At 71.7% G+C, this 24244-nt stretch carries 25 protein-coding genes, 1 pseudogene and 1 riboswitch; of the genes and pseudogenes, 9 read left to right on the top strand and 17 right to left on the bottom strand.

The features are described 5' to 3' along the window. Positions 1–143: 143 nt before the first annotated feature. From ABZ896_RS01160 to ABZ896_RS01135, 6 genes are all read right to left on the bottom strand, one after another. The gene (locus ABZ896_RS01160; RefSeq protein ID WP_360919884.1) at positions 144–563 is read right to left on the bottom strand and encodes a transglycosylase SLT domain-containing protein; all 420 of its coding nucleotides are present in this window, start codon (positions 561–563) and stop codon (positions 144–146) included. A 227-nt stretch (positions 564–790) separates the two neighbouring features. Then, on the bottom strand, positions 791–1639 hold the full coding sequence (locus tag ABZ896_RS01155; protein WP_360919882.1) for an ECF transporter S component: 849 nt from the start codon (positions 1637–1639) through the stop codon (positions 791–793). Further along, entirely contained in the window at positions 1636–3453 is a 1818-nt protein-coding gene (locus ABZ896_RS01150; RefSeq protein WP_360919880.1) for an ATP-binding cassette domain-containing protein, read from the bottom strand. The genes ABZ896_RS01155 and ABZ896_RS01150 overlap by 4 nt, the downstream gene beginning before the upstream one ends. After that, positions 3450–4532: a CbiQ family ECF transporter T component gene (locus ABZ896_RS01145; RefSeq protein ID WP_360919877.1), complete on the bottom strand. Its 1083-nt coding sequence runs from the start codon at positions 4530–4532 to the stop codon at positions 3450–3452. The genes ABZ896_RS01150 and ABZ896_RS01145 overlap by 4 nt, the downstream gene beginning before the upstream one ends. Continuing rightward, a complete protein-coding gene (locus ABZ896_RS01140) occupies positions 4525–5142 on the bottom strand; it encodes an SCO2322 family protein (protein WP_360919874.1) in 618 nt (205 codons plus the stop codon). Before ABZ896_RS01140 ends, ABZ896_RS01145 begins: the two co-directional genes overlap by 8 nt. Then, a complete protein-coding gene (locus ABZ896_RS01135; RefSeq protein WP_360919871.1) occupies positions 5139–6323 on the bottom strand; it encodes a prenyltransferase/squalene oxidase repeat-containing protein in 1185 nt (394 codons plus the stop codon). Before ABZ896_RS01135 ends, ABZ896_RS01140 begins: the two co-directional genes overlap by 4 nt. A 115-nt stretch (positions 6324–6438) precedes the next feature. Beyond that, a riboswitch (cobalamin riboswitch) is annotated at positions 6439–6566 on the bottom strand. Between ABZ896_RS01135 and ABZ896_RS01130 the strand changes: the two genes are divergently transcribed. Beyond that, positions 6540–6848: a hypothetical protein gene (locus tag ABZ896_RS01130; protein ID WP_360919868.1), complete on the top strand. Its 309-nt coding sequence runs from the start codon at positions 6540–6542 to the stop codon at positions 6846–6848. It overlaps the preceding riboswitch by 27 nt. Before the next feature lie 22 nt (positions 6849–6870). On the opposite strand, the pseudogene ABZ896_RS01125 reads toward ABZ896_RS01130, so the two are convergent. Next, positions 6871–7254, bottom strand: a pseudogene (locus tag ABZ896_RS01125) (SpoIIE family protein phosphatase); the annotation flags it as partial. A 184-nt stretch (positions 7255–7438) separates the two neighbouring features. After that, positions 7439–8464, bottom strand: a complete 1026-nt coding sequence (locus tag ABZ896_RS01120; protein WP_360919866.1) for an MBL fold metallo-hydrolase — start codon at positions 8462–8464, stop codon at positions 7439–7441. Between the two features lie 175 nt (positions 8465–8639). On the opposite strand from ABZ896_RS01120, the gene ABZ896_RS01115 reads away from it, so the two are divergent. From ABZ896_RS01115 to ABZ896_RS01105, 3 genes are read left to right on the top strand one after another with little or no spacing between them, the layout of a single operon-like run. Beyond that, a complete protein-coding gene (locus tag ABZ896_RS01115; RefSeq protein WP_360919863.1) occupies positions 8640–10097 on the top strand; it encodes an aldehyde dehydrogenase in 1458 nt (485 codons plus the stop codon). Positions 10098–10103: 6 nt separating this feature from the next. Beyond that, positions 10104–10337 carry a ferredoxin gene (locus ABZ896_RS01110; RefSeq protein WP_360919861.1) on the top strand — a complete coding sequence of 78 codons (234 nt, stop codon included), beginning with the start codon at positions 10104–10106 and terminating at the stop codon, positions 10335–10337. Between the two features lie 45 nt (positions 10338–10382). After that, the gene (locus ABZ896_RS01105; protein ID WP_360919858.1) at positions 10383–11246 is read left to right on the top strand and encodes a tetratricopeptide repeat protein; all 864 of its coding nucleotides are present in this window, start codon (positions 10383–10385) and stop codon (positions 11244–11246) included. Positions 11247–11260: 14 nt separating this feature from the next. Here ABZ896_RS01105 and ABZ896_RS01100 read toward each other — a convergent pair whose 3' ends face one another. Continuing rightward, a complete protein-coding gene (locus tag ABZ896_RS01100; RefSeq protein WP_360919855.1) occupies positions 11261–11896 on the bottom strand; it encodes a TetR family transcriptional regulator in 636 nt (211 codons plus the stop codon). A gap of 210 nt (positions 11897–12106) precedes the next feature. Here ABZ896_RS01100 and ABZ896_RS01095 point away from each other — a divergent pair, with 210 nt between their 5' ends. Genes ABZ896_RS01095 through ABZ896_RS01085 form a run of 3 tightly spaced genes read left to right on the top strand, consistent with a single transcriptional unit; the run spans position 12107 to position 15287 of the window. Continuing rightward, complete coding sequence (locus tag ABZ896_RS01095) at positions 12107–13483, top strand: glycosyltransferase family 4 protein (RefSeq protein WP_360919852.1); 1377 nt, start codon at positions 12107–12109, stop codon at positions 13481–13483. Continuing rightward, on the top strand, positions 13477–14220 hold the full coding sequence (locus tag ABZ896_RS01090) for a class I SAM-dependent methyltransferase (protein WP_360919848.1): 744 nt from the start codon (positions 13477–13479) through the stop codon (positions 14218–14220). Before ABZ896_RS01095 ends, ABZ896_RS01090 begins: the two co-directional genes overlap by 7 nt. Beyond that, positions 14217–15287 carry a prenyltransferase/squalene oxidase repeat-containing protein gene (locus tag ABZ896_RS01085; RefSeq protein WP_360919845.1) on the top strand — a complete coding sequence of 357 codons (1071 nt, stop codon included), beginning with the start codon at positions 14217–14219 and terminating at the stop codon, positions 15285–15287. The genes ABZ896_RS01090 and ABZ896_RS01085 overlap by 4 nt, the downstream gene beginning before the upstream one ends. A 104-nt stretch (positions 15288–15391) precedes the next feature. Here ABZ896_RS01085 and ABZ896_RS01080 read toward each other — a convergent pair whose 3' ends face one another. The 6 genes from ABZ896_RS01080 to ABZ896_RS01055 all read right to left on the bottom strand — a co-directional run bounded on the left by ABZ896_RS01080 (position 15392) and on the right by ABZ896_RS01055 (position 21196). Further along, positions 15392–15685: a hypothetical protein gene (locus ABZ896_RS01080; RefSeq protein ID WP_360919843.1), complete on the bottom strand. Its 294-nt coding sequence runs from the start codon at positions 15683–15685 to the stop codon at positions 15392–15394. 40 nt (positions 15686–15725) lie between these two features. Beyond that, positions 15726–16736 carry an LLM class F420-dependent oxidoreductase gene (locus ABZ896_RS01075; RefSeq protein ID WP_360919840.1) on the bottom strand — a complete coding sequence of 337 codons (1011 nt, stop codon included), beginning with the start codon at positions 16734–16736 and terminating at the stop codon, positions 15726–15728. A gap of 105 nt (positions 16737–16841) precedes the next feature. After that, positions 16842–17660 (bottom strand): DUF5336 domain-containing protein, encoded by an 819-nt coding sequence (locus ABZ896_RS01070; protein WP_360919837.1) that lies wholly within the window; start codon positions 17658–17660, stop codon positions 16842–16844. 86 nt (positions 17661–17746) lie between these two features. After that, positions 17747–18646: an N-acetylmuramoyl-L-alanine amidase gene (locus tag ABZ896_RS01065; RefSeq protein ID WP_360919834.1), complete on the bottom strand. Its 900-nt coding sequence runs from the start codon at positions 18644–18646 to the stop codon at positions 17747–17749. A 22-nt stretch (positions 18647–18668) separates the two neighbouring features. Beyond that, positions 18669–19319, bottom strand: a complete 651-nt coding sequence (locus ABZ896_RS01060) for a class I SAM-dependent methyltransferase (protein WP_360919831.1) — start codon at positions 19317–19319, stop codon at positions 18669–18671. 173 nt (positions 19320–19492) lie between these two features. Continuing rightward, positions 19493–21196 (bottom strand): MFS transporter, encoded by a 1704-nt coding sequence (locus tag ABZ896_RS01055; RefSeq protein ID WP_360919828.1) that lies wholly within the window; start codon positions 21194–21196, stop codon positions 19493–19495. Between the two features lie 216 nt (positions 21197–21412). Here ABZ896_RS01055 and ABZ896_RS01050 point away from each other — a divergent pair, with 216 nt between their 5' ends. Beyond that, the gene (locus ABZ896_RS01050; RefSeq protein WP_360919825.1) at positions 21413–21952 is read left to right on the top strand and encodes a SigE family RNA polymerase sigma factor; all 540 of its coding nucleotides are present in this window, start codon (positions 21413–21415) and stop codon (positions 21950–21952) included. Positions 21953–21981: 29 nt separating this feature from the next. Next, positions 21982–22764, top strand: coding sequence for a hypothetical protein (locus ABZ896_RS01045; protein WP_360919822.1), 783 nt, complete (start codon positions 21982–21984; stop codon positions 22762–22764). Between the two features lie 441 nt (positions 22765–23205). On the opposite strand, the gene ABZ896_RS01040 is transcribed toward ABZ896_RS01045, so the two are convergent. After that, positions 23206–23838, bottom strand: coding sequence for a response regulator transcription factor (locus tag ABZ896_RS01040; RefSeq protein WP_360920248.1), 633 nt, complete (start codon positions 23836–23838; stop codon positions 23206–23208). A gap of 93 nt (positions 23839–23931) precedes the next feature. Beyond that, entirely contained in the window at positions 23932–24138 is a 207-nt protein-coding gene (locus tag ABZ896_RS01035; protein ID WP_360919820.1) for a hypothetical protein, read from the bottom strand. Between the last annotated feature and the right edge of the window lie 106 nt (positions 24139–24244).

Genomic DNA, 24244 nt, shown 5'->3' with positions numbered 1-24244 from the left:
ACGGCGAAGGGGGCGGTCGTACGGCGAAGGGGACGGTCGTACGGCGAAAGGGGGCGGTCGTACGGCGAAAGGGGCGGGTGTACGGCGAAGGCGGCGGCCCCTGGTGTCAGGGGCCGCCGCCCAGGCGCGTGCTCGGTGCCGGCTCAGTACCAGCCGTTGGCCTGCCAGAAGGCCCACGCGGCGGCCGGGCTGCCGTAGCGGGAGTTCATGTACTTCAGGCCCCACTCGATCTGGGTCTCGGCGCTGGTCTTCCAGTCGGAGCCGGCGGAGGCCATCTTGGAGCCGGGCAGGGCCTGGACCAGGCCGTAGGCGCCGGAGGAGGAGTTCGTGGCGTTGACGTCCCAGCCGCTCTCGTGCTCGACGATCTTGCTGAACGCGTTGTACTGCGCGGCGCTCGGGATCAGCTCGCGGGCGATGGCCTTGGCCTCGGAGGCGGAGTCCGTGGTGGCCGCCTGGGCGGGCGCCGCGGTCAGGACCAGGCCGGCGGTGGCGGCGGCCATCGCGAGCGTGGTGACGGCCTTCTTCGGGGAAGCGATGCGGCGGGCGATCTTGGAGACGGACACGCTGAACCTTTTCTTCGGGGTCTGGGGACGCCGTCCAGAGAAACAGGCCCGCCAGGTGTCCGCAATGACCCTATTTACTAGTTGTGGTCGCATCTGGGGGATCTTGGGCGCATGTGACCTGGCTCTCAATGGGCAGGTCAGAGCCACTTATGGCATGCGCATGGCGTCCGATTTGCACTACTAGGGCGACTAGTGGGTGACGTGGGTCATGTGGGACGGTTCACCGCTCAACGGCTCTCGAATGTGACCGCGGTCTCGAACGCGGCCCGGCGGGTGGCTCTGCGTAGCGCCCTGAGCACGGCGGGGCCGAGGGTGAGCGTGAGGACGACCGTGACGACCGCCCGGCCCAGGTCCCAGCCCAGGGAGGTGGCCAGGCAGTACGCGAGGAAACGGGCCAGATTGGCGGGTACGGCGGCCTGGGGGTCGTAGGCGATGTTCGAGGCCAGCGTGCCCATGAAGGGCCAGCCCGCGAGGTTCATCGCGGTGCCGTACGCGAAGGCGGCGAGGAAGCCGTACGCGGCCAGCAGCGCGATCTCCGTACGGCCGCGCAGGCGCTCGGGGCCCGGCAGCAGGCCCGCGCCCATGGTGAACCAGCCCATCGCCAGCATCTGGAACGGCATCCACGGGCCCACCCCGCCCGTGAGCAGGGCCGACGCGAACATCGTCAGCGAGCCGAGGGCGAAGCCGAAGCCCGGGCCGAGGACCCGGCCGCTCAGCACCATCAGGAAGAACATCGGCTCGATACCGGCCGTACCGGCGCCGAGGGGGCGCAGGGCGGCGCCGGTCGCGGCGAGCATGCCCAGCATCGCGACGGCCTTCGGGCCGAGGCCGGACTCGGAGAGCGCGGCCGCCGTGATCGCGACGAGCAGGACCAGGAGGCCGGCGAAGAGCCAGGGGGCGTCCTGGGTGTGGGTGCCCAGGTGGGAGGTGGGCGGGGTGAGGAAGGGCCAGCCGAACGCCACGATGCCGACTGTGCTGACCAGGGCGAGGGTGAGGATCGAGTGGGGGCCGAGGCGGACGACGGCCGGGCGGCGGGGGGTGACTGTCGTGCCGCGAGGGGGCGTGGGGCCGGTCATGCGAGGGCCTCTCTCACCTGGGTGACCGTGAGCCACTTCTGGGGGGCGAGGATCTTGCTGACCTGCGGGGCGAAGGAGGGGGAGGCGACGACCACGTCCGCCGCGGGGCCGTCCGCGATGACCTCGCCTTCGGCCAGGAGGACGACGCGGTGCGCCAATTCGGCGGCGAGTTCCACGTCGTGGGTGGCCAGGACGATGGCGTGCCCCTCCGCCGCGAGCTCCTTCAGGACGGTGACCAGGCGGTTCTTCGCCGCGTAGTCCAGGCCTCGGGTGGGTTCGTCGAGGAGGAGAAGGGGTGGGCGGGCTGTGAGGATCACGGCGAGGGCGAGGGTCAGGCGCTGGCCCTCGGAGAGGTCCCGGGGGTGGGTGTCGTCGTGGATGCCCGGGAGGAGTGCGGAGACCAGGGCTCGGCAGGTGCCGGGTTCCGCCTGGGCGTCGGTGTCCGCTGCCGTGCACTCCGCCGCGACCGTGTCCGTGTAGAGGAGGTCGCGGGGTTCCTGGGGGACCAGGCCCACGTGGTGGATGAGAGTCCGGGGCGCGGTGCGGTGGGGGTGCGCGCCGGCCACGCGGACTTCTCCGGAGGAGGGTGCGGTGAGGCCTACGAGGGTGTTGAGGAGGGTGGACTTTCCGGCACCGTTGCGGCCCATGAGGGCGATGGTCTCGCCGGGGGTGATGGTGAGGGTGACGTCGCGGAGGGCTTGGGTTTGGGGGTGGCGGACGGAGAGGGTGCGGATTTCGGCGAGGGTGGGGGCGGGCTCGGGGGCGGTTGTGCGCTGACGTCGTGGGAAGGGCCAGCGGCATGGGGGCTGGGCGGGGGTGGGGGCGCTCGCCCGCGCCGGCGGGGTGCCGCTCTCTGTGGGTCGGGAGCCGCCCGAGCGGCACGACTGCCCGCAGCTACGGTGAGATTCGAGCGGCGGCTCCTGCAACTCGCTTAGGGGCGCGGGGCTGTGTTGATTTGCGGCTCCGCCGCGGGGCGCGCTCAGCCCCCACTCGGCCGCAGCCGAAAGTCGCGCGCGAAGTTCCCCCGCTCGTCGGCGTGCGTCCCGCACCGTCATCGGCAACGGCGACCACCCCGCCAGCCGCCCCAGGTCCACCACCGGCGGATACACCGGCGATACGGCCATCATCTCGGCCGGGGTCCCGAGAACCGGCGCCGCTCCCGCCGCCGGAAGCACCACCACCTGATCCGCGTACTGGATGACCCGTTCCAGTCGGTGTTCGGCCATCAGGACCGTCGTACCCAAGTCGTGGACCAGGCGTTGGAGAACCGCCAGGACCTCCTCCGCGGCGGCCGGGTCCAGCGCCGAGGTCGGTTCGTCGAGGACGAGGACGCTCGGGTGCGGGGTCAGGACCGAGCCGATCGCCACGCGCTGTTGCTGGCCGCCGGAGAGCGTCGCGATGGGGCGGGCCCGCAGGTCCACCAGGCCCAGCAGGTCCAGGGTCTCCTCGACCCGGCGGCGCATCACCTGCGGCGCCAGGCCCAACGACTCCATGCCGTAGGCCAGTTCGTCCTCCACCGTGTCCGTGACGAAGTGGGAGAGCGGGTCCTGTCCCACCGTCCCGACCACGTCCGCCAGTTCACGCGGCTTGTGGGTGCGGGTGTCGCGGCCGGCGACTGTGACCCGCCCGCGCAGGGTCCCGCCGGTGAAGTGCGGGACGAGTCCGCCGACCGCCCCGAGGATCGTCGACTTGCCCACGCCCGACGGCCCGACGAGCAGCACGAGTTCACCCTCCGGCACCTCGAAGTCCACGCCCTGGACAGTGGGTTCGCTATGCCCGTCGTACGTCACGGAGACGTTCTCGAAGCGGATCACGACGGCTCCTTGAAAGCGATGGAGGGGACGACGAAGGCCGGGAGAAGGCCGAGGAGGACCGCCGCGGCCGGCCAGAGGGGGAGCGCGGGGGCGGCCGGAGGGACGACGCCCGGATGGAGGGACCCGGAGTCGTACACCGAGGCGAGCACCATGAGCGCGGCCACCGCGATGCCGGAACCGGCCACCAGCCACGCCCGGACGTCCCAGCGGTCGGGCCGGTAGCGCGTGCGGAGCGTACGGCGGCCGCCGAGGCGGAGGCCGGCGAGGGCCGCGGCCAGGCCGGCGAGCAGCACGGGGACGCCGTACCCGCCGCCCTCCGGGGTCAGCAGTCCGTACGTTCCCGCGCAGACGCCGAGCAGGCCGCCGACGGTGAGCGCGGTCGTCGTACGGCGGACTCGTGGCGGGACGTCGGCGGTACGGCCGTAGCCGCGCGCGTCCATCGCGGCGGCGAGGGCGACGGAGCGTTCCAGGGCGCCCTCCAGCACGGGCAGGCCCACCTGGAGGAGGCCGCGCAGACCCGTGTCGGGGCGGCCCCGCAGGCGGCGGGCGGCGCGCAGGCGGTGGACGTCGGCGACGAGGTTCGGCGCGAAGGTGAGCGCGACGACCACCGCCACGCCCATCTCGTACAGCGCGCCGGGCAGGGACTTGAGGAGACGGCTCGGGTTGGCGAGGGCGTTCGCCGCGCCGACGCAGACGAGGAGCGTGGCGAGGCGCAGGGCGTCGTAGAACGCGAAGAGGAGGGTTTCGAGGGTGACCCTGCCGCCGAGGCGGATGCCCTGGGCCCAGTCGGGGAGGGGGAGTTGGGGGAGCGTGACGATCACATGGGTGCCGGGGAGCGGGGAGCCGAGGAGGACGGCGAAGGCGAGGCGGAGGAGGAGAACGGTGAGGGCGAGTTTCGCGAAGGCGGCGTAGGAGCGGGACCAGGGGGTGGGGGCGCGGCAGGTCGCCACGACGTAGGCGGTGACCACGACCAGGAGGGCGAGGAGGAGGGGGTTGGTGGTGCGGGTGGCGGCGGTGGCGAGGGCGAGAGACCAGAGCCACCAGGCGCCGGGGTGCAGGGGCAGCTGATGCTCAGACATGACGGCGCCGTCGGGCCTGCCACACCGCCGCCGCGCCCAGGACCGCCACCGCCGCCGCGCCTGCGAACAGGCCCACCGAAGGGCCCCCGTCCGACTGCTTCTTCTCCGCCGTCACCTGCTCCCCGCACCCCGCCCTCGGGTAGCCCGCGATCGCGCACAGCAGCGCGTTCGTGTTGTAGCGCAGGGGTTTGGCCACCGCCGCCAGGGCCTCCGCCGTCGTCGCGTCCTCCGGGACCACCGCGCACTCCGTACGGGCGGCCGGTGGTTTCTCGCCCGCCGGGGCGTCCGCCGCCGTGCCGAAGTCGAGGACCAGGGCGACTCGTTTACGGCCGTCCGGCGCCTCCGCGCTCCCGCAGATCTTCGTGAACGACGTCTCGCCGCGCGGTTTCGTCGCGTCCGACGAGTCCTCGCTCACCGTGAACCGGAAGCCCTGGACGTCTCCGTCGGAGGGGATCGCGGTGGAGGGGCCCTGCGTGGCGTACGTCCATGTCGTGGCCGTACGGTCCCAGAAGGACCAGTAGCGGTAGCCGGCGGCCTGGGCGGGGGCCGCGCAGACGGCACCGACGAGCAGCGCCAGCAGCAGAGTTGCGGTCGTACGGCGGACCGTCACTGCTGCTTGCCCTTGTTGCGGCCGGTGAAGAGGAACCCGACGCCGATGCCCGCGACCAGGCCGACGCCGATCATCCACCAGACATTGACGCCGTCCTCGTTCTTCTTCTCCGCCTTCTCCGCCTGAGGCTTCGCCGCTTCCCGGGGTGCCGGTCCCGTCGCGTTCAGCCGCTTCACCAGATCCGTACCGCCGAAGTCCCGCGGATCCGCGCCACCCGCCTGCGCCGCGAGGATCAGCTGGGCGTACGCCGCCGGGCCGCTCTGCGCGGCCCACTTCGCGGAGTTCTTCTCCAGCCAGGCCAGCGGCTTCCGGGCCGCCTCGGTGCCGCCCTGCACAGCGAGGGCGACGACCGCGTCGGCCGTGTTGCCGTAGTCGGGCTGGTTCTCGGAGCCGGGGAGGACGGAGGTGAGGTGGCCGTTCTTCGCGACGGCTTCGGCGAGGTACGCGGCGCCATTGGCAGCGGCCCCCTCTGGAGTGGCCGCGTCCGTGCAGGTGACCGTAGCCCCGTCGCCCGCCTTCGCCGTCGCCATGCCGAGGCCCGCCGCGCCGACGACCGCCGCGGCCGTCGCGTCCGCGTTGGCCGTCAACTTCCCCTTCTTGTCCGGCTGGTAGGCGAAGGCGCCCCCGTCCGCACACGGCAGGGAGAGCGCGAGCAGGGCGTCGTAGGGCGACTTGCCGTCCTTGAGGACCTTCCCGGCGCCGTCGCCCAGCGCACCGATCACCACGGACGTCGAGTTGGCGTCGCTCGCCCCGCCGGGCAGGTATCCCCAGCCGCCGTCCTTGTTCTGCACGGACTTCAGCCAGGCCACCGCCTTTCCGGTCGCGGACGCGTGGCCGCCGAGCGCGGAGAGGGCCTGTACGGCGGCCGCCGTGCTGTTGGTGTCGACCATGACCTTGGCGTCGCAGGCCTTGGCCGGATCCGCGCGGTACGCCGCGAAGGCGCCGTTCGCGCACTGCTGGCCCACGAGCCAGTCGGTCGCGGAGGCGGCGGGCCGCACACCCGCCCGGTGCTGGGCGATCAGCGCGAGGGACTGGCGCCAGACGCCGTCGTACGTGGGGTCCGTGCTGCCGTAGAGCCCGGCGGGGACGAAGGGGGACGGCGACGGGGCGGCGAGCGCGGGCGCGGCCGTGCCGATCACGACGGTGGCGGCCAGGACCGCGGCGCTGCGGCGGACGTTCATGATCGGCGGATGCCCTCTCCCTGAAGAAGCCGGGCAGCACGGGAGGACCCCGGGCGGCTCGGCTCCGTATCCCTCGACGGTGCCGCACACCGGCCGGGTGCCGATGCGCGTGAGCCGGTCACGATCCGTGCGGGGCAATCCGGCTCGTCGCTCCAGAGCGGCTCACGGTTGCGGGTCAGCGCCGGATTTGCACCGGCTTTCCCCCGTACGGGTGTGATGACGACCCGGTCACTCTACTCGCCCGTAGGGAGTCGGCTGAGAGGCAGCTGTGAGGGGTCGGCGGGGCAGCGCGGGGACCAGCGCCTCGGCCGCCTGGCACAGGACCAGGGCGAGGTCGTCGGCGGGGTGGCCGTCGGTGTGGGCGAGGACACGGTCGTAGAGGGTGTGCGGGGCGTCCTCGGGGAGGAGCGGGAAGGCCGTGCCGTCGGCGGAGCGGGCCTAGGTGAGGTCGTCGGTGTAGAGGAGCGGCCGGTCGCCCGGCTGGAGGCCCACCCGGACCGAGCCCGAGGGGCGTGGTCGGAGTGAACGGTTCGAGGAACTCGACGTGCCGGCCGGCTCGCAGCGGCGCGGGATGACCGCAGTTGACCAGGCGGACCTCGCCGGGGGTGAACTCGGCGAGCACCGCGGTGACGAAGTCCTCCGGGCCCAGCTCGGGGGCGAGCCGGCCGTCCAGGGCGGCGGTCTTGGGCAAGTCGGGGGCGGTGAAGGCGAGTTCGCGGAAGCCGGTCAGGGTCGCCGCGGTCAGCCGCAGCGCCTCCAGGCCGTGCCCGCGGACATCGCTGACCAGCAGTGGCGGGCCGTACGGGGTGATCGCGACGTCGTACAGGCCGCCGCCGACCGCCGACTCACGGGCCGCGCAGTGGTAGCGCGTACAGACGTGCGTGCCGGCCAACTCCCGGGAGATCGGCCGCAGAAGCGCCTCCTGGCTCACCCGCACCACCTCGCGAACCTCGGCGAGCCCCGCCCAGCGCCGCCCAGCGTGAGCGCGAGCGGCTGCTGCGGGAGCGGCTCGGGGACCGGGACTACGAGCAGGCGTACGCCGAGGGGTTGGCGATGTCGTACGACGAGGGGCTGGACTACGCGCTGAATCCCGGGAGTTGAAGGTCTTCAGGCGGTCAGACCGCCACGTACGTCACCGGTTCGCTCCCCGCGACCGCCTCCGCGCGGCCCAGTTTCACCAGCCGCCGCAGATGTGCCTCGGCCTCGGAGACCGCGATGTTCCGTGATCCGTAGGGGATTTGGTCCCAGGGCCGGTTCCACTCCATGCGCACGGCGAGCTGCCAGGCGGTGAGGGGCTCGGCGAGCAACGCCCGCAGGCCGGTGAGGCGTTCCTCGTGGTGGTCGAGCAACTCCCGTACCCGGGCGGCCGCGTCGGTGAAGGCGTGCTGGTGTGCCGGGAGGATCTCGGCGGGGGCGAGGCGGCCGACGCGCTCCAACGAGTCGAGGTAGTCGCCGAGCGGGTCGGTGACGGTGGCGTCGTCCGGATCCTCGTACAGGCCGATGTGCGGGGTGATCTCGGGGAGCAGGTGGTCGCCGGAGAACAGGCGCCCGTGGCCCGGGAGTTGGGCGGGGTGCTCCTCCTCCAGGTGCAGGCAGACATGGCCGGGGGTGTGGCCCGGCGTCCAGATCGCGCGGAGCCGGCGGCCGGGGAGGTCGAGGAGTTCACCGGGGACGATCTCGTGGTCCGGCAGGGCGGGGGAGAGGCCGGGCAGGGTGCTGCGGCGGGCGTTGCGGAGCGGGGCGATGTGGTCCTCGGGGGCGCCCGCGGCCTCCAACTTGGCTGCCATGTAGGTGAACCAGCGCTCCGGGCGGGTCTCGCGGGAGCGGCGCACGATCGCGGTGTCCGCCGCGTGCATCGCGATCCAGGCACCGGAGGCGTCGCGGACCTTGCCCGACAGGCCGTGGTGGTCGGGGTGGTGGTGGGTGACGACCACGCCGTGGATCTCGCCGACGGACGTGGAGCAGGCCGTCAGACCCTCGACGAGCAGGTCCCAGGAGGCCGGGTCGTCCCAGCCCGTGTCGATCAGCACCGGTCCGCGATCCGTCTCCACGACGTACACGAGCGTGTGGCCGAGGGGGTTGTCGGGAATGGGCACCTGGATCGAGCGGACGCCCCCGCCGTGTGCGTGCACCTGCGCCATGAGCTCCCCCATCGCCGTGTTCCGGCCGTCTCCGGCCAGAGTCACTATAACTAGAACGCGTTTCGATGGGAGCCCGAGGTTATCAACAGCGGTGCTGTACGGCCCGTGGACTCCTCTGTGCAGAACTGGTATCAGTGGCCGTATCTGATGGAGTGTCAGAGAGTCGGGAGTCGCCATGGCCGAGCTCACGGAACACGGACAGCTGTTCATCGGCGGGGAGTTGACCGACCCCCTGGGCGAGGACGTCATCGAGGTGATCTCGCCGCACAGCCAGGAGATCATCGGCAGGGTGCCGCACGCCTCGCGCGCGGACGTGGACGCGGCCGTCGCCGCCGCCCGCACCGCCTTCGACGAAGGGCCCTGGCCGCGGATGACCCTCGACGAGCGCATCGAGGTCGTCACCCGCGTCAAGGACGCGATCGCGGTCCGGCACGAGGAGATCGCCCGCGTCATCTCCTCCGAGAACGGCTCGCCGTACTCCTGGAGCGTCCTCGCCCAGGCCCTCGGCGCGATGATGGTCTGGGACTCGGCGATCACGGTCGCCCGGAACTTCACGTACGAGGAGACCCGCGACGGAGTCCTCGGCCGCATCCTCGTCCGCCGTGAACCCGTGGGGGTCGTGGCGGCCGTAGTCCCTTGGAACGTCCCGCAGTTCGTGGCCGCGGCGAAGCTCGCGCCGGCGCTGCTGACCGGCTGCACGGTGGTGCTGAAGCCCTCGCCCGAGTCACCGCTGGACGCGTACATCCTCGCGGACATCACCCGTGAGGCCGGGCTCCCGGAGGGCGTGCTCTCTATCCTCCCCGCCGACCGCGAGGTCAGCGAGTACCTCGTCGGACACCCCGGCATCGACAAGGTCTCCTTCACCGGCTCCGTCGACGCCGGCAAGCGCGTGATGGAGGTCGCCGCCCGCAATCTCACGCGCGTCACCCTGGAGTTGGGCGGAAAGTCGGCGGCGGTGGTCCTGCCGGACGCGGACGTCGAGGCGGCGGTCGCCGGGATCGTGCCGTGCGCCTGGATGAACAACGGGCAGGCCTGCGTGGCGCAGACCCGCATCCTGCTGCCCCGCTCCCGCTACGACGAGTTCGCCGAAGCCCTTGCGGCGGCGGCGAGTTCACTGGTCGTCGGCGACCCGCTCGACCCGGCCACCCAGGTCGGCCCGCTGGTCGCGGAGCGCCAACAGCGGCGCAACCTCGACTACATCAGGATCGGCCAGGAGGAGGGCGCGAAGATCCTCACCGGCGGCGGACGCCCGGCGGGCCTGGACCGCGGCTGGTACGTCGAGCCGACCCTGTTCGGGGACGTCGACAACTCCATGCGGATCGCCCGCGAGGAGATCTTCGGCCCGGTCATCTGCCTGCTCCCGTACGGCGACGAGTCCGAGGCGGTCAAGATCGCGAACGACTCCGACTACGGCCTGTCCGGCAGCGTCTGGACCTCCGACACCGCGCACGGCATCGAGATCGCCCGCCAGGTCCGCACCGGCACCTACTCCGTCAACACCTTCAGCCTCGACATGCTCGGCCCCTTCGGCGGCTACAAGAACAGCGGCCTGGGACGGGAGTTCGGGCCGGAGGGGTACGGCGAGTACCTGGAGCACAAGATGATCCACCTCCCCGCCGGCTGGGAGGGCTGAGGAGCGATGGGCGACCGCTGGCACGTAGAGGTCGACCGCTCCCTGTGCATCGGCTCCGCGCAGTGCGTCCACACCGCCCCGGACGGCTTCCGCCTCGACACGGCCCGCCAGTCCCACCCCAACGACCCGGACACCGACGCCAACGAGAAGGTCCTGGCAGCCGCCGAGAACTGCCCGGTCGAGGCCATCATGATCAGTCTGCTGGGCAGCGGGGAGCCGGTGTTCCCGCCGGAGGAGTGAGGGCTTAGGCTCCTGCGGTCGTTGTCACGGATCGTTGGAGTGGGTGTGGAGAAGTCCGAGGCCAAGGAGCTGATCGAGCGGGCGCGGGAGGCCTGGGACGCCGAGGAGTGGCTGCGGGCGGCCGAGTCGTACGAGCGGGTACTCGCGCACTTCCCGGACCTCGAGGCGAGCGCGGTGTGGTGGTACGACGCCGCGCTCGCCCACAAGTTCCTGCGCAACTGGGCCAAGGCGTACGAGCTGGGCCGCGAGGCGGCGGCCCGGGCCCCGCGCGGCGAGGGTGACCCGGCGTACTGGAACCTCGGGATCGCGGCCACCATCCAGCGGGACTGGGCGACCGCGCGGGACGCCTGGCAGGGCTTCGGCATCCAACTCCCCGACGGGGAAGGGCAGATCGACCACGGCTTCGGGCACGCCTGCGTGCGCCTCGACACCGGCGGCGAGCGCGAGGTCGTGTGGATCGAGCGGCTCTGCCCCACCCGCGGCAAGGTCGTCAACGTGCCGATCAGCGGCGGCCGGCGCTACGGCGAGATCGTCGTCCACGACGGCGTGCCCAACGGCGAGCGGATCATCGACGGTTCGACCTACCCCGTCTTCGACGAACTCCTCCTCTTCGAGTCCTCCGACCTGCCCACCCTGGAGGTCACGGTGAACGCCGCCGAGCCCGCCGACATGGAGGCACTGGTCGACCTGTTCACCGACCACGACTTCGGCGCGGAACCCGCGAGCGGTGTCCGCATGCTGTGCGCCTGCTGCTCCGAGGGCACCCACGAGCAGGGGCGCACGGTCGAGGCGGGCGCCCAGCAGGTCTCCCTCGCGGCGCCGGAGGAGGAGGCCCGGAAGCTGCTGGAGCGGTGGGCCGACGAGTCCGTGGAAGGCCGGAGCTGGAGTGGGCTGACTGCCGTCGGCTAGGGCCTGCCGGCGGCTTACTTCTTCGGTTCCGTGAGGTCGATGAGCCGGCACACCGTCTCGATGTCGATCTTCACCTGGGCGATGGAGGCGCGGCCCGAGAGCCAGGTGATCAGGGCCGAGTGCCAGGTGTGCTCGATGACGCGGACCGCGGAGAGCTGCTCGGGGGTGGGGTCCTGGAGGCCCATCGCGTCCAGGACGATCAGCGTGGTCTGGTGGGAGACCTGGTCGACCTCCGGGCTCACGCTGCGGTCCGCGAAGGTCAGCGCGCGCACCATCGCGTCGGCGAGGTGCGGCTCGCGCTGGAGCGCGCGGAACGCCCGCATCAGGGTCTCCGCGACCCGCTCGGCCGCCGTCTCGCCCTGCGGCGGCTTCTTGCGGAGCGTGCCGTGCATGTGCTCCAGCTGGTCCTGCATGGTGGCGACCAGCAGATGGATCTTGGAGGGGAAGTAGCGGTAGAGGGTCCCGAGCGCCACCTGGGAGGACTCCGCGACCTCCCGCATCTGCACCGCGTCGAACCCGCCCCGGCTCGCCAGCTGGGCGCTCGCGTGCAGGATGCGGCGGCGCCGGGCCTCCTGCCGCTCGGTCAGCGGCGCGGAGTCGGCGCGTGCGGAGCTGGTCTCGGCCTTGTCAGGGTTGGCTTGCGCTGGCATGGACACCGTTCCGTGACAGTCGGTGAAGGCGGGTGTTCGGGCTGATCATGGCAGGCTCGCCGCCGTGGCGTGAATCACCTGATCCACTGCTCACACGTGCCTTACCTGCCGGTAGATTCAGAGCCTCCCGGACGATCAAGTCTGAAACTTGTTCTAGATTAGCGTCCCGGCGTAATCTCGCGGGACAGTGCAGGCAGAAGGGGGCCCAGAGTGACCGCTGAGGCCAGTCAGGCGGGGTCTTTCGAGGACCTGGCCGCCGACGGCGAGCGACCGCTCCGTATCGCGCTCCTGACCTATAAGGGGAACCCGTTCTGCGGCGGCCAGGGGGTCTACACCCGGCACCTCTCGCGCGAACTGGCCCGCCTCGGCCACCGGGTCGAGGTCATCGGCTCCCAGCCCTATCCGGTCCTCGACGAGGGCGTGCCGCTCACCGAGCTGCCGAGCCTGGACCTGTACCGCTCCCCGGACCCCTTCCGCACCCCCAAACGCGACGAGTACCGCGACTGGATCGACGCCGTCGAAGTCGCCACGATGTGGACCGGCGGCTTCCCCGAACCGCTCACCTTCTCCCTGCGGGCCCGACGTCATCTCCGGGCCCGCACTGGTGAGTTCGACGTCGTGCACGACAACCAGACCCTCGGCTACGGCCTGTTGGGCGACGTGGGCGCCCCGCTGGTGACCACCATCCACCACCCCATCACCGTGGACCGGCAGTTGGAGCTGGACGCGGCCGAGGGCTGGCAGCAGCGGCTCTCCAAGCGCCGCTGGTACGCCTTCACCCGCATGCAGAAGCGGGTGGCCCGCCGGCTGCCCTCCGTGCTCACCGTCTCCGGCACCTCCCGCCAGGAGATCGTCGACCACCTCGGCGTCCGCGACGACCGTATCCACGTCGTCCACATCGGCGCCGACACCGACCTGTTCAAGCCGGATCCGTCGGTGCGGGTGATACCCGGCCGGATCGTCACGACCTCCAGCGCCGACGTCCCGCTCAAGGGCCTGGTCTTCCTCGTCGAGGCGCTCGCGAAGGTCCGCACCGAACACCCCGCCGCGCACCTGGTCGTCGTGGGCAAGCGCCCCACCGAGGGCCCCGTCGCCCAGACGATCGAGCGCTACGGCCTCGAAGGCGCCGTCGACTTCGTCAAGGGCATCTCGGACGCCGAACTGGTCGACCTGGTCCGCTCGGCGGAGATCGCCTGCGTGCCGTCGCTCTACGAGGGCTTCTCGCTCCCGGCGGCCGAGGCGATGGCGACGGGCACACCGCTGCTCGCCACGACGGGCGGCGCGATCCCCGAGGTGGCCGGCCCGGACGGCGAGACGTGCCTGGCGGTCCCGCCGGGCGACGCGGGCGCCCTGGCGGCGGGCCTGAGCCGGCTGCTCGGCGACCCGGAGTTGCGGGTACGACTGGGCCGGGCCGGACGTGAGCGGGTACTGGCCCGGTTCACCTGGGCGAAAGCCGCCGAGGGCACGGCGCTGAGATACCGCGAGGCCATCGCCGCCTCCGCTCGCACGACTTCCCTCCAGGGTGCCGAATCCGCGCCCCCCACCACTGACACCGGCGTCTATCCCGAAAGCAGGGCCACGTGCTGACCGTCGACTTCTCCCGGTTCCCGCTCGCCCCGGGCGACCGAGTCCTGGACCTCGGGTGCGGTGCCGGGCGGCACGCGTTCGAGTGCTACCGGCGAGGCGCGCAGGTCGTGGCCCTGGACCAGAACGCGGAGGAGATCCGCGAGGTCGCCAAGTGGTTCGCGGCGATGAAGGAGGCGGGCGAGGCCCCCGAGGGCGCGACGGCCACCGCCATGGAGGGCGACGCGCTCGCGCTGCCCTTCCCCGACGAGTCCTTCGACGTCGTGATCATCTCCGAGGTCATGGAGCACATCCCCGACGACAAGGGCGTACTCGCCGAGATGGTCCGGGTGCTCAGGCCCGGCGGCCGGATCGCGATCACCGTCCCGCGCTACGGCCCCGAGAAGGTCTGCTGGGCGCTGTCCGACGCCTACCACGAGGTCGAGGGCGGCCACATCCGCATCTACAAGGCGGACGAACTCGTCGCGAAGGTAAGGGAGTCGGGGCTCAAGCCGTACGGCTCCCACCACGCGCACGCGCTGCACTCGCCGTACTGGTGGCTGAAGTGCGCGTTCGGCGTCGACAACGACAAGGCGCTGCCGGTCAAGGCGTACCACAAGCTGCTGGTCTGGGACATCATGAAGAAGCCGCTGGCCACCCGGGTCGCCGAGCAGGCGCTGAACCCGCTGATCGGCAAGAGCTTCGTGGTGTACGCGACGAAGCCGCACCTGCCCGCGGTGTCCTCCGTGGACGCGCGGTGACGACTCCGCGTACCGAACACCTCGTCCTGCCCGGGGTGTTGACCGCCGAGCAGGCCGACGCGACCGTCGCCGGGATCCTGGCCGTGCAGCGGGAGGACGGCGCGATCCCGTGGTTCCGCGGGCACCACCTGGACCCGTGGGACCACACCGAGGCCGCGATGGCGCTGGACGCGGCGGGTGAGCACGAAGCGGCCGAGCGGGCCTACGAGTGGCTCGCGCGGCACCAGAACGAGGACGGGTCCTGGTACGCGGCGTACCAGGACGGGGACTTCGCTGAGGTCACCGATCGGGGGCGGGAGACGAACTTCGTCGCCTACCTGGCCGTCGGGGTGTGGCACCACTACCTCTCCACCGGCGACGACACCTTCCTCGACCGGATGTGGCCCGCCGTCTACGCGGCCGTCGAGTTCGTGCTCGAACTGCAGCAGCCGGGCGGGCAGATCGGGTGGAAGCGGGAGGACGACGGCGCCCCCGTCGCCGACGCGCTGCTCACCGGGTCCTCGTCGGTCCATCACGCGCTGCGGTGCGCTCTCGCGATCGCCGAGCAGCGTGAAGAGCCGCAGCCGGACTGGGAGTTGGCGGTGGGCGCGCTGCGGCACGCCATCCGGCGGCATCCCGAGCGGTTCCTCGACAAGGACCGGTACTCGATGGACTGGTACTACCCGGTGCTGGGCGGTGCGTTGACCGGGGCGGAGGCCAAGTCCCGTATCGAGTCGGGCTGGGAGCGGTTCGTGGTGCCCGGGCTCGGGGTGCGGTGTGTCGTCCCCAACCCCTGGGTGACGGGGGGTGAGTCGGCCGAACTCGCGCTCGCGCTGTGGGCGACGGGGGAGTCCGACCGGGCCCTGGAGATCCTGCAGTCGATCCAGCATCTGCGGGACGCGGAGAGCGGGTTGTACTGGACCGGGTACGTCTTCGAGGACGCCGCGATCTGGCCGCGGGAGTTGACGACGTGGACCGCGGGGTCGTTGCTCTTGGCTGTGGCGGCGCTCGGGGGGCACGAGGCTACTTGTGCGGTGTTCGGTGGGGATCTCTTGCCGGTCGGGTTGGATCCGGACTGCTGCGCCTAGGGACTCGGGGCGGTTTGCCGTCGGGCGGCTGCGGGCCTGTTGTGGCTGGTCGCGCCCGCGCGGCGGAGCCGCATATCGATACAGTCCCGCGCCCCTAGGTGGGTTCAGTGGCGGTGGGCCCGGTTCGCGATGGCGTGGCCTACGAACAGGTAGACCACCGCTGCCAGGCCGTAGCCCGCTACGACCCTTGCCCAGGCCTCGTCGAAGGTGAAGAGGTCGTAGGACCAACCGGCGAGCCAGCGGGCTGCGTCGTGGATGAACTGGACGAAGTCGTTGCCCCGGTTGGCGTCCAGGAGGTACATCAGGATCCACAGGCCCAGGATGAGGGCCATGATGTCGGCGACGATCGCTATGACCGTCCCGGCTGAATTCGCACCACGGCGGGTTTCAGTGGACATGGTGTTCGAATGGCCGCGATTTCGTGAGCGAAACCTGGTGTCAGGTGTTCAGCTCCGCCAAGACCCGCAGGGTGTGCGGATCGGGGGACAGGACCAGCAGGTCCGTCACCGGGCCCTTGCGCCAGGCCGCCAGCCGCTCCGCGATGCGCTCGCGCGGTCCGACCAGGGAGATCTCGTCGGCGAAGGCGTCCGGGACGGCGAGTACGGCCTCCTCCCGGCGGCCCTCCAGGAACAGCCGCTGGATCCGCCGCGCCTCCTCCTCGTACCCCATGCGGGCCATCAGATCGGCGTGGAAGTTGCGCGCCGCGTGCCCCATCCCGCCGATGTAGAAGCCGAGCATCGTCTTCACGGGCAGCAGCCCCTCGGCCACGTCGTCGCAGACCCGCACCTGCGCCATCGGGGCGATCAGAAACCCCTCGGGCGCGTCGGCGAGCGAGGCCTCGTACACCTCGGGCCGGGTCGGCGACCAGTACAACGGCAGCCAGCCGTCGGCGATTTGGGTCGTCTGGGCGACGTTCTTCGGGCCCTCCGCGCCCAGGAGGACGGGGAGTTCGGAGCGCAGGGGATGGGTGATCGGCTTCAGCGCCTTGCCGAGCCCGGTGCCGTCCGCCCCCCGGTACGGGTGCGAGTGGAACCGGCCGTCGAGCTCAACAGGCCCCTGGCGCCTGAGGACTTGGCGTACGACGTCGACGTACTCGCGCGTCGCCGTCAGCGGTGACTTCGGGAACGGACGGCCGTACCAGCCCTCGACGACCTGGGGGCCGGAGAGCCCGAGGCCGAGCATCACCCGGCCGCCGGAGAGGTGGTCCAGGGTCAGGGCGTGCATGGCGGTCGTGGTCGGCGAGCGCGCCGCCATCTGGGCAACCGCCGTACCCAGCTTGATCGTTGACGTCCGCGCGGCGATCCAGGTGAGGGGCGTGAAGACGTCCGACCCCCACGACTCGGCCGTCCACACCGAGTGATAGCCGAGCCGCTCCGCCTCCTGGGCCAGCGGTACATGGGCGGAGTTGGGGCCACGCCCCCAGTAGCCGAGCGCGAGTCCGAGTCGCACGAGCCCTCCTGACGGTACGTCAGTTCCTGGACCGGGCTGCGACTGTACGGCAACGGCCCCCCGCCCGGAAGGGGCGAGGGGCCGAGGGCGTCTCCTGAAGGGGGCTCAGCCGCGCTGGATGCCGCTCGTGTCCTGCAGCACGCCACGGCGGCCGTCCTGCGTCTGGGCGACGAGCGCCGGACCGCGCTGCTCGACGGCCAAGTACCAGGTGCCGGGGGCGAGTTCGGCGATCGGCGTGGGCGAACCGTCCTCCGCGAACAGCGGACGCGGCACCGGCACGGCGAACCAGAACGGCGAGAACTCCGCGGCCGGCGGCTGCGGGGCGGGCGCCTGGGCCTGCGGCTGCGCGCCGAACGGCTGACCGGGCTGGGGCTGACCGCCGTAGGGCTGACCGGGCTGGGCGGCGCCGGGGTAGCCGTAACCGGTGGGCGGCTGACCGCCGTAGGGCTGCGGCTGCGGCGGCTTGGGGGCCGGGATCAGGCCGGCCTGGAGGGCGGGCACGAGGGGGGTGGCGATGGCGGCGCCGGCCATGACCAGGGTCGCGACGAGAGCGAGGATCAGGCCGATGCCGGCGCTGACGCCGCTGCCCGAACCGGCGTTGTCGGTGCCGCCCAGCGGGTCGAAGATGTTCCCGAGCGCGGTCCAGGCGGCGAAGACGGTGAACGCGACGCCGAACTGGCCGAGGTCGAGCCCGGCCACCTTGGGGACCTGCGGCAGGGCGCGCGAGGCGACGACCAGGCCGGCGCCGATGATGCCGGCGAGGATGACGCCCATCAGAACCGGGCCACTCTCCCAGGAGTTGGGGAGTTCGGCGTCGTCGGGAGCCCCGTCGACCGCGTAGATGTCGAGGAACGACGCGATGAACAGCAATACCGCTGCTCCGATCACCACGCCGTCGCCTCGAGTGAGGGAGCGGATATTCACTTCAGGTCCTTCGTAGGTCGTCTCGTCGTCGGTAGACCCTATCGTCCGCCCTGCCGGATCGTACGACGGGTTCAGCGCGCTGATCGTTACCCGCGCAGGAAACTCACGATTCCCTCAGAGATCCCCTGCGCGGCCTTCTGACGCCACGCCCCGCTGGTGAGCAGTGCCGCGTCCTTGCTGTCGCGCATGTTGCCGCATTCGATGAACACCTTGGGGACCGTTGACAGATTGAGACCGCCCAGGTCCGTGCGGGTGTCGAGTCCGGTGCCGTCGCCGATGTAATTGGAGGGCGAGGTGCCCGTCGCCCGCCCGAAGTCTTTCGCGACGAGCCTGCCGAGGGCGGCGGAGGGGGCGACGATCTTCCGGGTGTCCGCGATGCCCTTGTGGACGCGGCCGGGGAGGATGACGTGGTAGCCGCGGTCGCCGGCCGGGGCGCCGTCCGCGTGGATGGACACGACGGCGTCCGCGTGCGCGCCGTTGCCGATCCGCGCCCGCTCGTCCACGCACGGTCCGTAGGGCCGGTCCCCGTCCTGCGTCAGCTTCACCGTCGCACCCTGCCGCTCCAGCAGCGTGCGCAGCCGGTGGGCGACGTCGAGGGTGAACTTCGCTTCCGCGTAACCGGAGTTGGTCGACGTCCCGGTGGTGTCGCACTCCTTCCGGTTGGTGCCGATGTCGACCTTGCGGTTGATCTCGGCGGTGTGCCGGAAGTTGGTGAGATTGTGCCCGGGATCGATGACGACGACCTTGCCGCGGAGCGGGGCGCCGACCTCTTTGACGTCGGCGGCGGTCGAGGGCACGGCCGGTGGGGTGGCGCCGGCGGCCGCACGCGTGGCGGCGCTCCCCGACGGCCCGCCGTCGGCGGCCCCGCCCACCCCCTCGTACACCAGCCAGCCGAGCAACGCCCCCGGCACGAGCACGGCGAGACCGACGACCAGGGAACGACGGCGGGGGCGCGGGGGTTCGAAGTGGGGGCTCGCGTACGACACGTCTGCGACTCTAACCCCGCTCTCAGATCCCCGCCGACGTCCGCCGCAGGACACGCAAGGAGTCTGTGGCCGAGATCTCCGTGAAGGCGCCGGAGGCGAGGGCGCGGAGGTAGACGCGGTAGGGGGCCTGGCCGGTGAACTCGTCCTCGGGGTTCGGGAAGACGTCGTGGATGAGCAGGAGGCCGTTCTCGGCGAGGTGGGGGGCCCAGCCCTCGTAGTCGGCGGTGGCGTGTTCGTCCGTGTGGCCGCCGTCGATGAAGACCAGGCCCAAGGGGGAGTTCCAGATCTTCGCGAGCTGCGGGGAACGGCCGACCAGGGCGACGACGTGCTCCTCCAGACCGGCCCGGTACAGCGTCCTGCGGAACGTCGGCAGCGTGTCCATCACACCCAGCTCCGGGTCCACGGTCTCTGGGTCGTGGTACTCCCACCCCGGCTGTTGCTCCTCACTGCCCCGGTGATGATCGACGGTCAGCGCCGAAACCCCCGCCTCCCGCGCGGCATCGGCGAGAAGAATCGTGGAACGTCCGCAGTAGGTCCCGACCTCCAGCAACGGCAGCCCGAGCGCCCCGGTCTCCAGAGCGGCCTCGTAGAGGGCGAGCCCCTCGTCGAGAGGCATGAACCCCTTGGCGGCCTGGAAAGCGGCCAGGATCTCGGGCTTGGGGGCCGCGACCATGGGGGACCCTTTCGATCGTACGTACGCTTCTGCGGGCCCCCATGCTGCCGTATCGCCGGTCAACGCATCGACAAGGGGTTCGTCTCTCAGGGGCGCGGGGCTGTATCGATTTGCGGCTCCGCCGCGCGGGCGCGACCAGCCACGACGGCGCAGCAGCCGCCCTCCGGCCCCTACTACGCCGTCACCGTCTCCCCGGGCAACGCCAGATCAAGGGCCACCGCCCGCTCATCCCCCGCATGGGACGCGGAAGAAGCCAACGGTCCGTGACCCACCGCGCGAGCGGCCAGCACATACGAACCTTCACCCGGCACCGCCAGCACATACGTCCCGTCCGCCGACGACACCGTCGCCCCGGCCTGCCGCCCCCGCCGGTCGATCAGCGTCACCTTGGCCCGGGCGACCGGAACACCGGAGGCGTCCAGAACCCGGCCCCTGAACCCCCGTACGACCTCGTCCTGCGCACTGCTGGCGAGCAGCTGCGGCGCACGGTTCGGGTTCGGCAGGAACAGGGCCATCACCAGCCCGACCGCCACCGCGGCCGTCGCGATCAGGAAGGACACCCGGAAGCCGTGCATCGTGGGGATCGCGACGCCCCCCACCGTGTTCGCCAGCACCATCCCGATGACGGCGCTCGACACGGACGTACCAATGGAGCGCATCAGCGTGTTGAGGCCGTTCGCCGCACCCGTCTCCGACGCCGGCACCGCGCCGACGATCAGCGCGGGCAGCGAGGAATAGGCGAGGCCGATGCCCGCGCCGAGGACGACGGCGATCACGATGCTCTGCCAGGCCGCGCTCATGAGGCCGAGGCCGCCGCCGTAGCCGATCGCGATGATCAGCATGCCGAGGATGAGGGTGACCTTGGGGCCGTACTTGGCGGAGAGACGGGCGTAGACCGGCGCCGTGAACATCATCGTCAGACCCAATGGGGCCACGATCAGGCCCGCGACGACCATCGACTGGCCGAGGCCGTAGCCCGTGGCCTTCGGGAGCTGGAGGAGCTGCGGAAGGACCAGGGAGACGACGTAGAAGGAGACACCGACCATGATCGACGCCAGGTTGGTGAAGAGGACGGCCGGGCGGGCCGTGGTGCGCAGGTCGACCAGCGGGGCCTTCAGGCGCAGCTCCATGACGCCCCACAGGACGAGGACGACGGCGGACGCGGCGAACAGGCCGAGCGTGGTGCCGGAGGTCCAGCCCCAGTCGCTGCCCTTGGTGATGGGCAGGAGGAAGAGGACCAGGCCGGTGGAGAGGCCGATCGCGCCCAGGACGTCGAAGGTGCCCTCCGCGCGCGCGGAGGACTCCGGTACGACGAGGAGGGTGAGGACGATCGAGAGCGCGCCGAGGCCCGCCGCGCCGTAGAAGAGGGCGTGCCAGTCGGCGTGCTGGGCGATCAGCGCGGCGAGGGGGAGGGCGAGTCCGCCGCCGACGCCGATCGAGGAGCTCATCAGGGCCATCGCCGAGCCGAGCTTCTCGCGGGGCAGCATGTCGCGCATCAGGCCGATGCCGAGGGGGATCGCGCCCATGGCGAAGCCCTGGAGGGTGCGGCCGGCGATCATCGTGAGGAGGTCGCTGGTCAGGGCGCTGATCAGCGCGCCGACGACCATCACCGCGAGGCTGAGGATCAGCAGACGGCGCTTGCCGTAGAGGTCGCCGAGGCGGCCCATGATCGGGGTGGCCACGGCGCCCGAGAGCAGGGTCGAGGTCAGGACCCAGGTGGCGTTGCTGGGGGCGGTGTCCAGGAGCTGCGGCAGGTCCTTGATGACCGGGACGAGCAGGGTCTGCATCACCGCGACCACGATGCCCGCGAAGGCGAGCACCGGGACGACAGCGCCGGACGCTCTCCGGGTGGGCTGGTCGGTCGGCGTGTGCGTCATGTGAGGGAGGCCTCCGGGCCTGGAGAGGTGGCTGGGTGCGACATGCACTCGGGTTGCGTGTGGCTTGAACTACGTATGCATGGGCAACTATTCCGATGCTTCGGCCCACTAACGAATTCTTTATGTTCTCTTGGGGAAGCCGGAGCGAGAATTTCCGCCGGGTGAGGCAACGGTCCGCGTGGCTCATGGACTCCTTTAGACATCTAGGAGGTGCCCATGGGGGATCGGAAGCAGGCTCGGGACGAGGAGTTCCGCAGCTTCGTCGTCGGCCGCTGGCCACGGCTGTTGAGGACGGCATTTCTCCTCACGGGGGAGCAGCACGCCGCGGAGGACCTGGTCCAGTCGACGCTGGAGCGGGCCTACGTCGCCTGGCGCAGGGTCGGCGCGGCCGACGACCCGGAGGCGTACGTCCGCCGCGTGATGATCAACGCGCATGCCCGCAGGCACCGCAGAAGGCTCCGGGAGTTCCTGGCGCCCAAGGACGACTCCGGGCTGGTCCGCGAGATCCCCGACACCGGTGACCGGATCGCCCAGGCCGAGGACCGCAGCGCCCTGCTGACGGCGCTGGCCCAACTCCCGCCCCGGCAGCGGGAGGCGGTGGTCCTGCGCTACTGGGAGGACCTGACCGAGACCCAGACGGCCGAGGCGATGGGCTGCTCGGTCGGCTCGGTGAAGAGCAACGCGGCCAAGGGGATCGCGAAACTTCGCGCCATACCCGGACTGGCTGACATGGCGACCCAGGGAGGGCGGAAGTGATGAGCGCGGACCGGGAGACGAACCACCACATGAGCGACAGTGACATCGCCCTCCTGCTGGCCGACGCCACCGACGAGGTCGAGATCGGTATAGCCCCCTACGAGGCGGTGCTGCGCGGTGGCCGCCGGCGCCGGGCGCGCCGCTGGGCGGTGGCCGCGGCGACCACACTGGTGCTCGCGGCCTCCTCGGCGACGCTCGCGGTGGCGGGGCTGCCGGGCGGGGGCGACGGCCGGGGAGTGGTGGCCACACAGCCGCCGACGGCCGACGCGACGACCCCGACCCGGCCCGCCCCGGCCAACCGGACCACGCTGGCGACGGGGACCGAGGACGGCAAGGACTGGCGGGTCACCATCGACCTGTGGGAGGCCCCGCAGGACGAGGTGACCGCGCGGGCCCTGATCGCCACGATGCGGGAGTACGGCGAGAACCCGCCCGACGTCGACAGGGCCGCCGACCTGGTCGGGAAGATCGCGTACTTCATCCACCTCGACTACGACGGCAAGGAGACCCCGGTCATGGAGAACACGGTCCCCGAGTCGGACCGGCTCTCCGGCAAGGACCTCGTCTCCGGGACCCTCCGCCTCGACCCCGCCGCCGACGGCCCCGCCCGCCTGCTGATCGGCCGCGTCGCGACAACGGCCTGGCAGGTCAGCTGCACCTGGACGAACGAAACGGCGATCATGCTCCAACGAGACGCCAACACCAGCACCGACACCCCGGCCATCCGCCAGGTCGACGGCTCCCCGTACGCCTGGATCGTGTGCCTGGCGCCGAAGGGGGCGGGGGTTCGGGGGGCGGAGGTGGTCGACTAGGGCTGGGCCGGCGGATCAGGCCGGCTGCAAGAAGGGGTGCTGACCGGTGCAGGTGAGCCTCGCGACGCCGGCATGATCCGCCGGACAGGCCCTAGGGCCGCGCCGGCGGATCGGGCGGACCGAGCTCGGCGACGCGGGCACGCTCTGCCGGCAAGGCTTGAGAGGCTCCGCGGGCTCCGGTCCAGGCCCCGGACGGGCTCCTGCCGGGCTCCGGTCCGGGTCTCGGATGGGCCTCCTGTCGGGCTTCGGTCCGGGCTTCGGGCGGGCTCCTGTCGGGCTTCGGTCCGGGCTTCGGGCGGGCTCCTGTCGGGCTTCGGTCCGGGCTTCGGGCGGGCTCCGGACGGGCTTCGGTCCGGGCTTCGGACGGGCTTCGGGCGGCCTCCTGCTGGGCTCCGGTCCGGGTCTCGGATGGGCTCCTGCCGGGCCCCGGACGGGCTCCGGTCACAGCCAGCCCTGGCGGCGGGCCTCTCTCGTGGCCTCCATGCGGTTGCGGGTGTTCGTCTTGCCGATTGCCGAGGAGAGGTAGTTGCGGACGGTGGACTCGGAGAGGTGGAGGCGGGCGGCGATGTCGGAGACCGTCGCGCCGTCCACCGACGCCTTCAGGACGTCGCACTCCCGGGCGGTGAGGGGGTTCGGGCCGGCGCTGAGGGCGGCCGCGGCGAGGGCCGGGTCGACGACCGTCTCGCCGGTCAGGACCCGGCGGATCGCGACGGCCAACTCCTCGACGGGGCCGTCCTTGACGAGGAAACCGGCGGCGCCCGCGTCCATGGCCCGGCGCAGATAGCCGGGGCGGCCGAAGGTGGTCAGGATCAGGACCCGGCAGTCGGGTACCTGGTCGCGCAGCTCGGCGGCGGCGTCCAGGCCGCTGATGCCGGGCAGTTCGATGTCGAGGAGGGCCACGTCCGGGCGGTGCACGAGGGCCGCGTCCACGATCGCGTCCCCCGCCGCCACCTGGGCCACGACCTGGATGTCCGGCTCCATGCCGAGCAACAGCGCGAGCGCCCCGCGCATCATCCGCTGGTCCTCGGCGAGCAGCACTCTGACGGACTTCGCGGGCCGGTGGTCCCGGGGCATCTCGTTCACGGGGTCAGCGTAGGAGAGACGGCCGGTGGGAGCGGGTGGCGCGACGCCGGGAGCGTGGTCCCCGGGTCGCGCCACCCGCGGCGGTCACGTCAGACCGACGGCGTTCGTGATGAGCAGGCTCACCGTCACGGAGGAGACGAAGCCGCCCCCTCCGGCGACGAGCGCCGAGGGCAGTGCGGCGCCGCCGGCGCTCATGAGGAGCCCGACGACGATGCCCGCGATGACGGAGAGGAGGGCGACGATGACGACGACGAAGACACGGTGATTGCACACCGGGGTGGAGGCAGCCAAAGGACGATCCTTCCGAGTGCTGTCAGAAGGACATCGGCGTCCGGATCTCGTGGGAGTCGACGCACGCACCAACCGGACGACCGACGCCAATGCGTTGAGGCCGTAG

Source organism: Streptomyces sp. NPDC047072, assembly GCF_040643855.1.
Classification (GTDB): domain Bacteria; phylum Actinomycetota; class Actinomycetes; order Streptomycetales; family Streptomycetaceae; genus Streptomyces.
The sequence above is the reverse complement of the archived record's forward strand: the minus strand, read 5'-3'. Positions and strand labels throughout refer to the sequence as shown.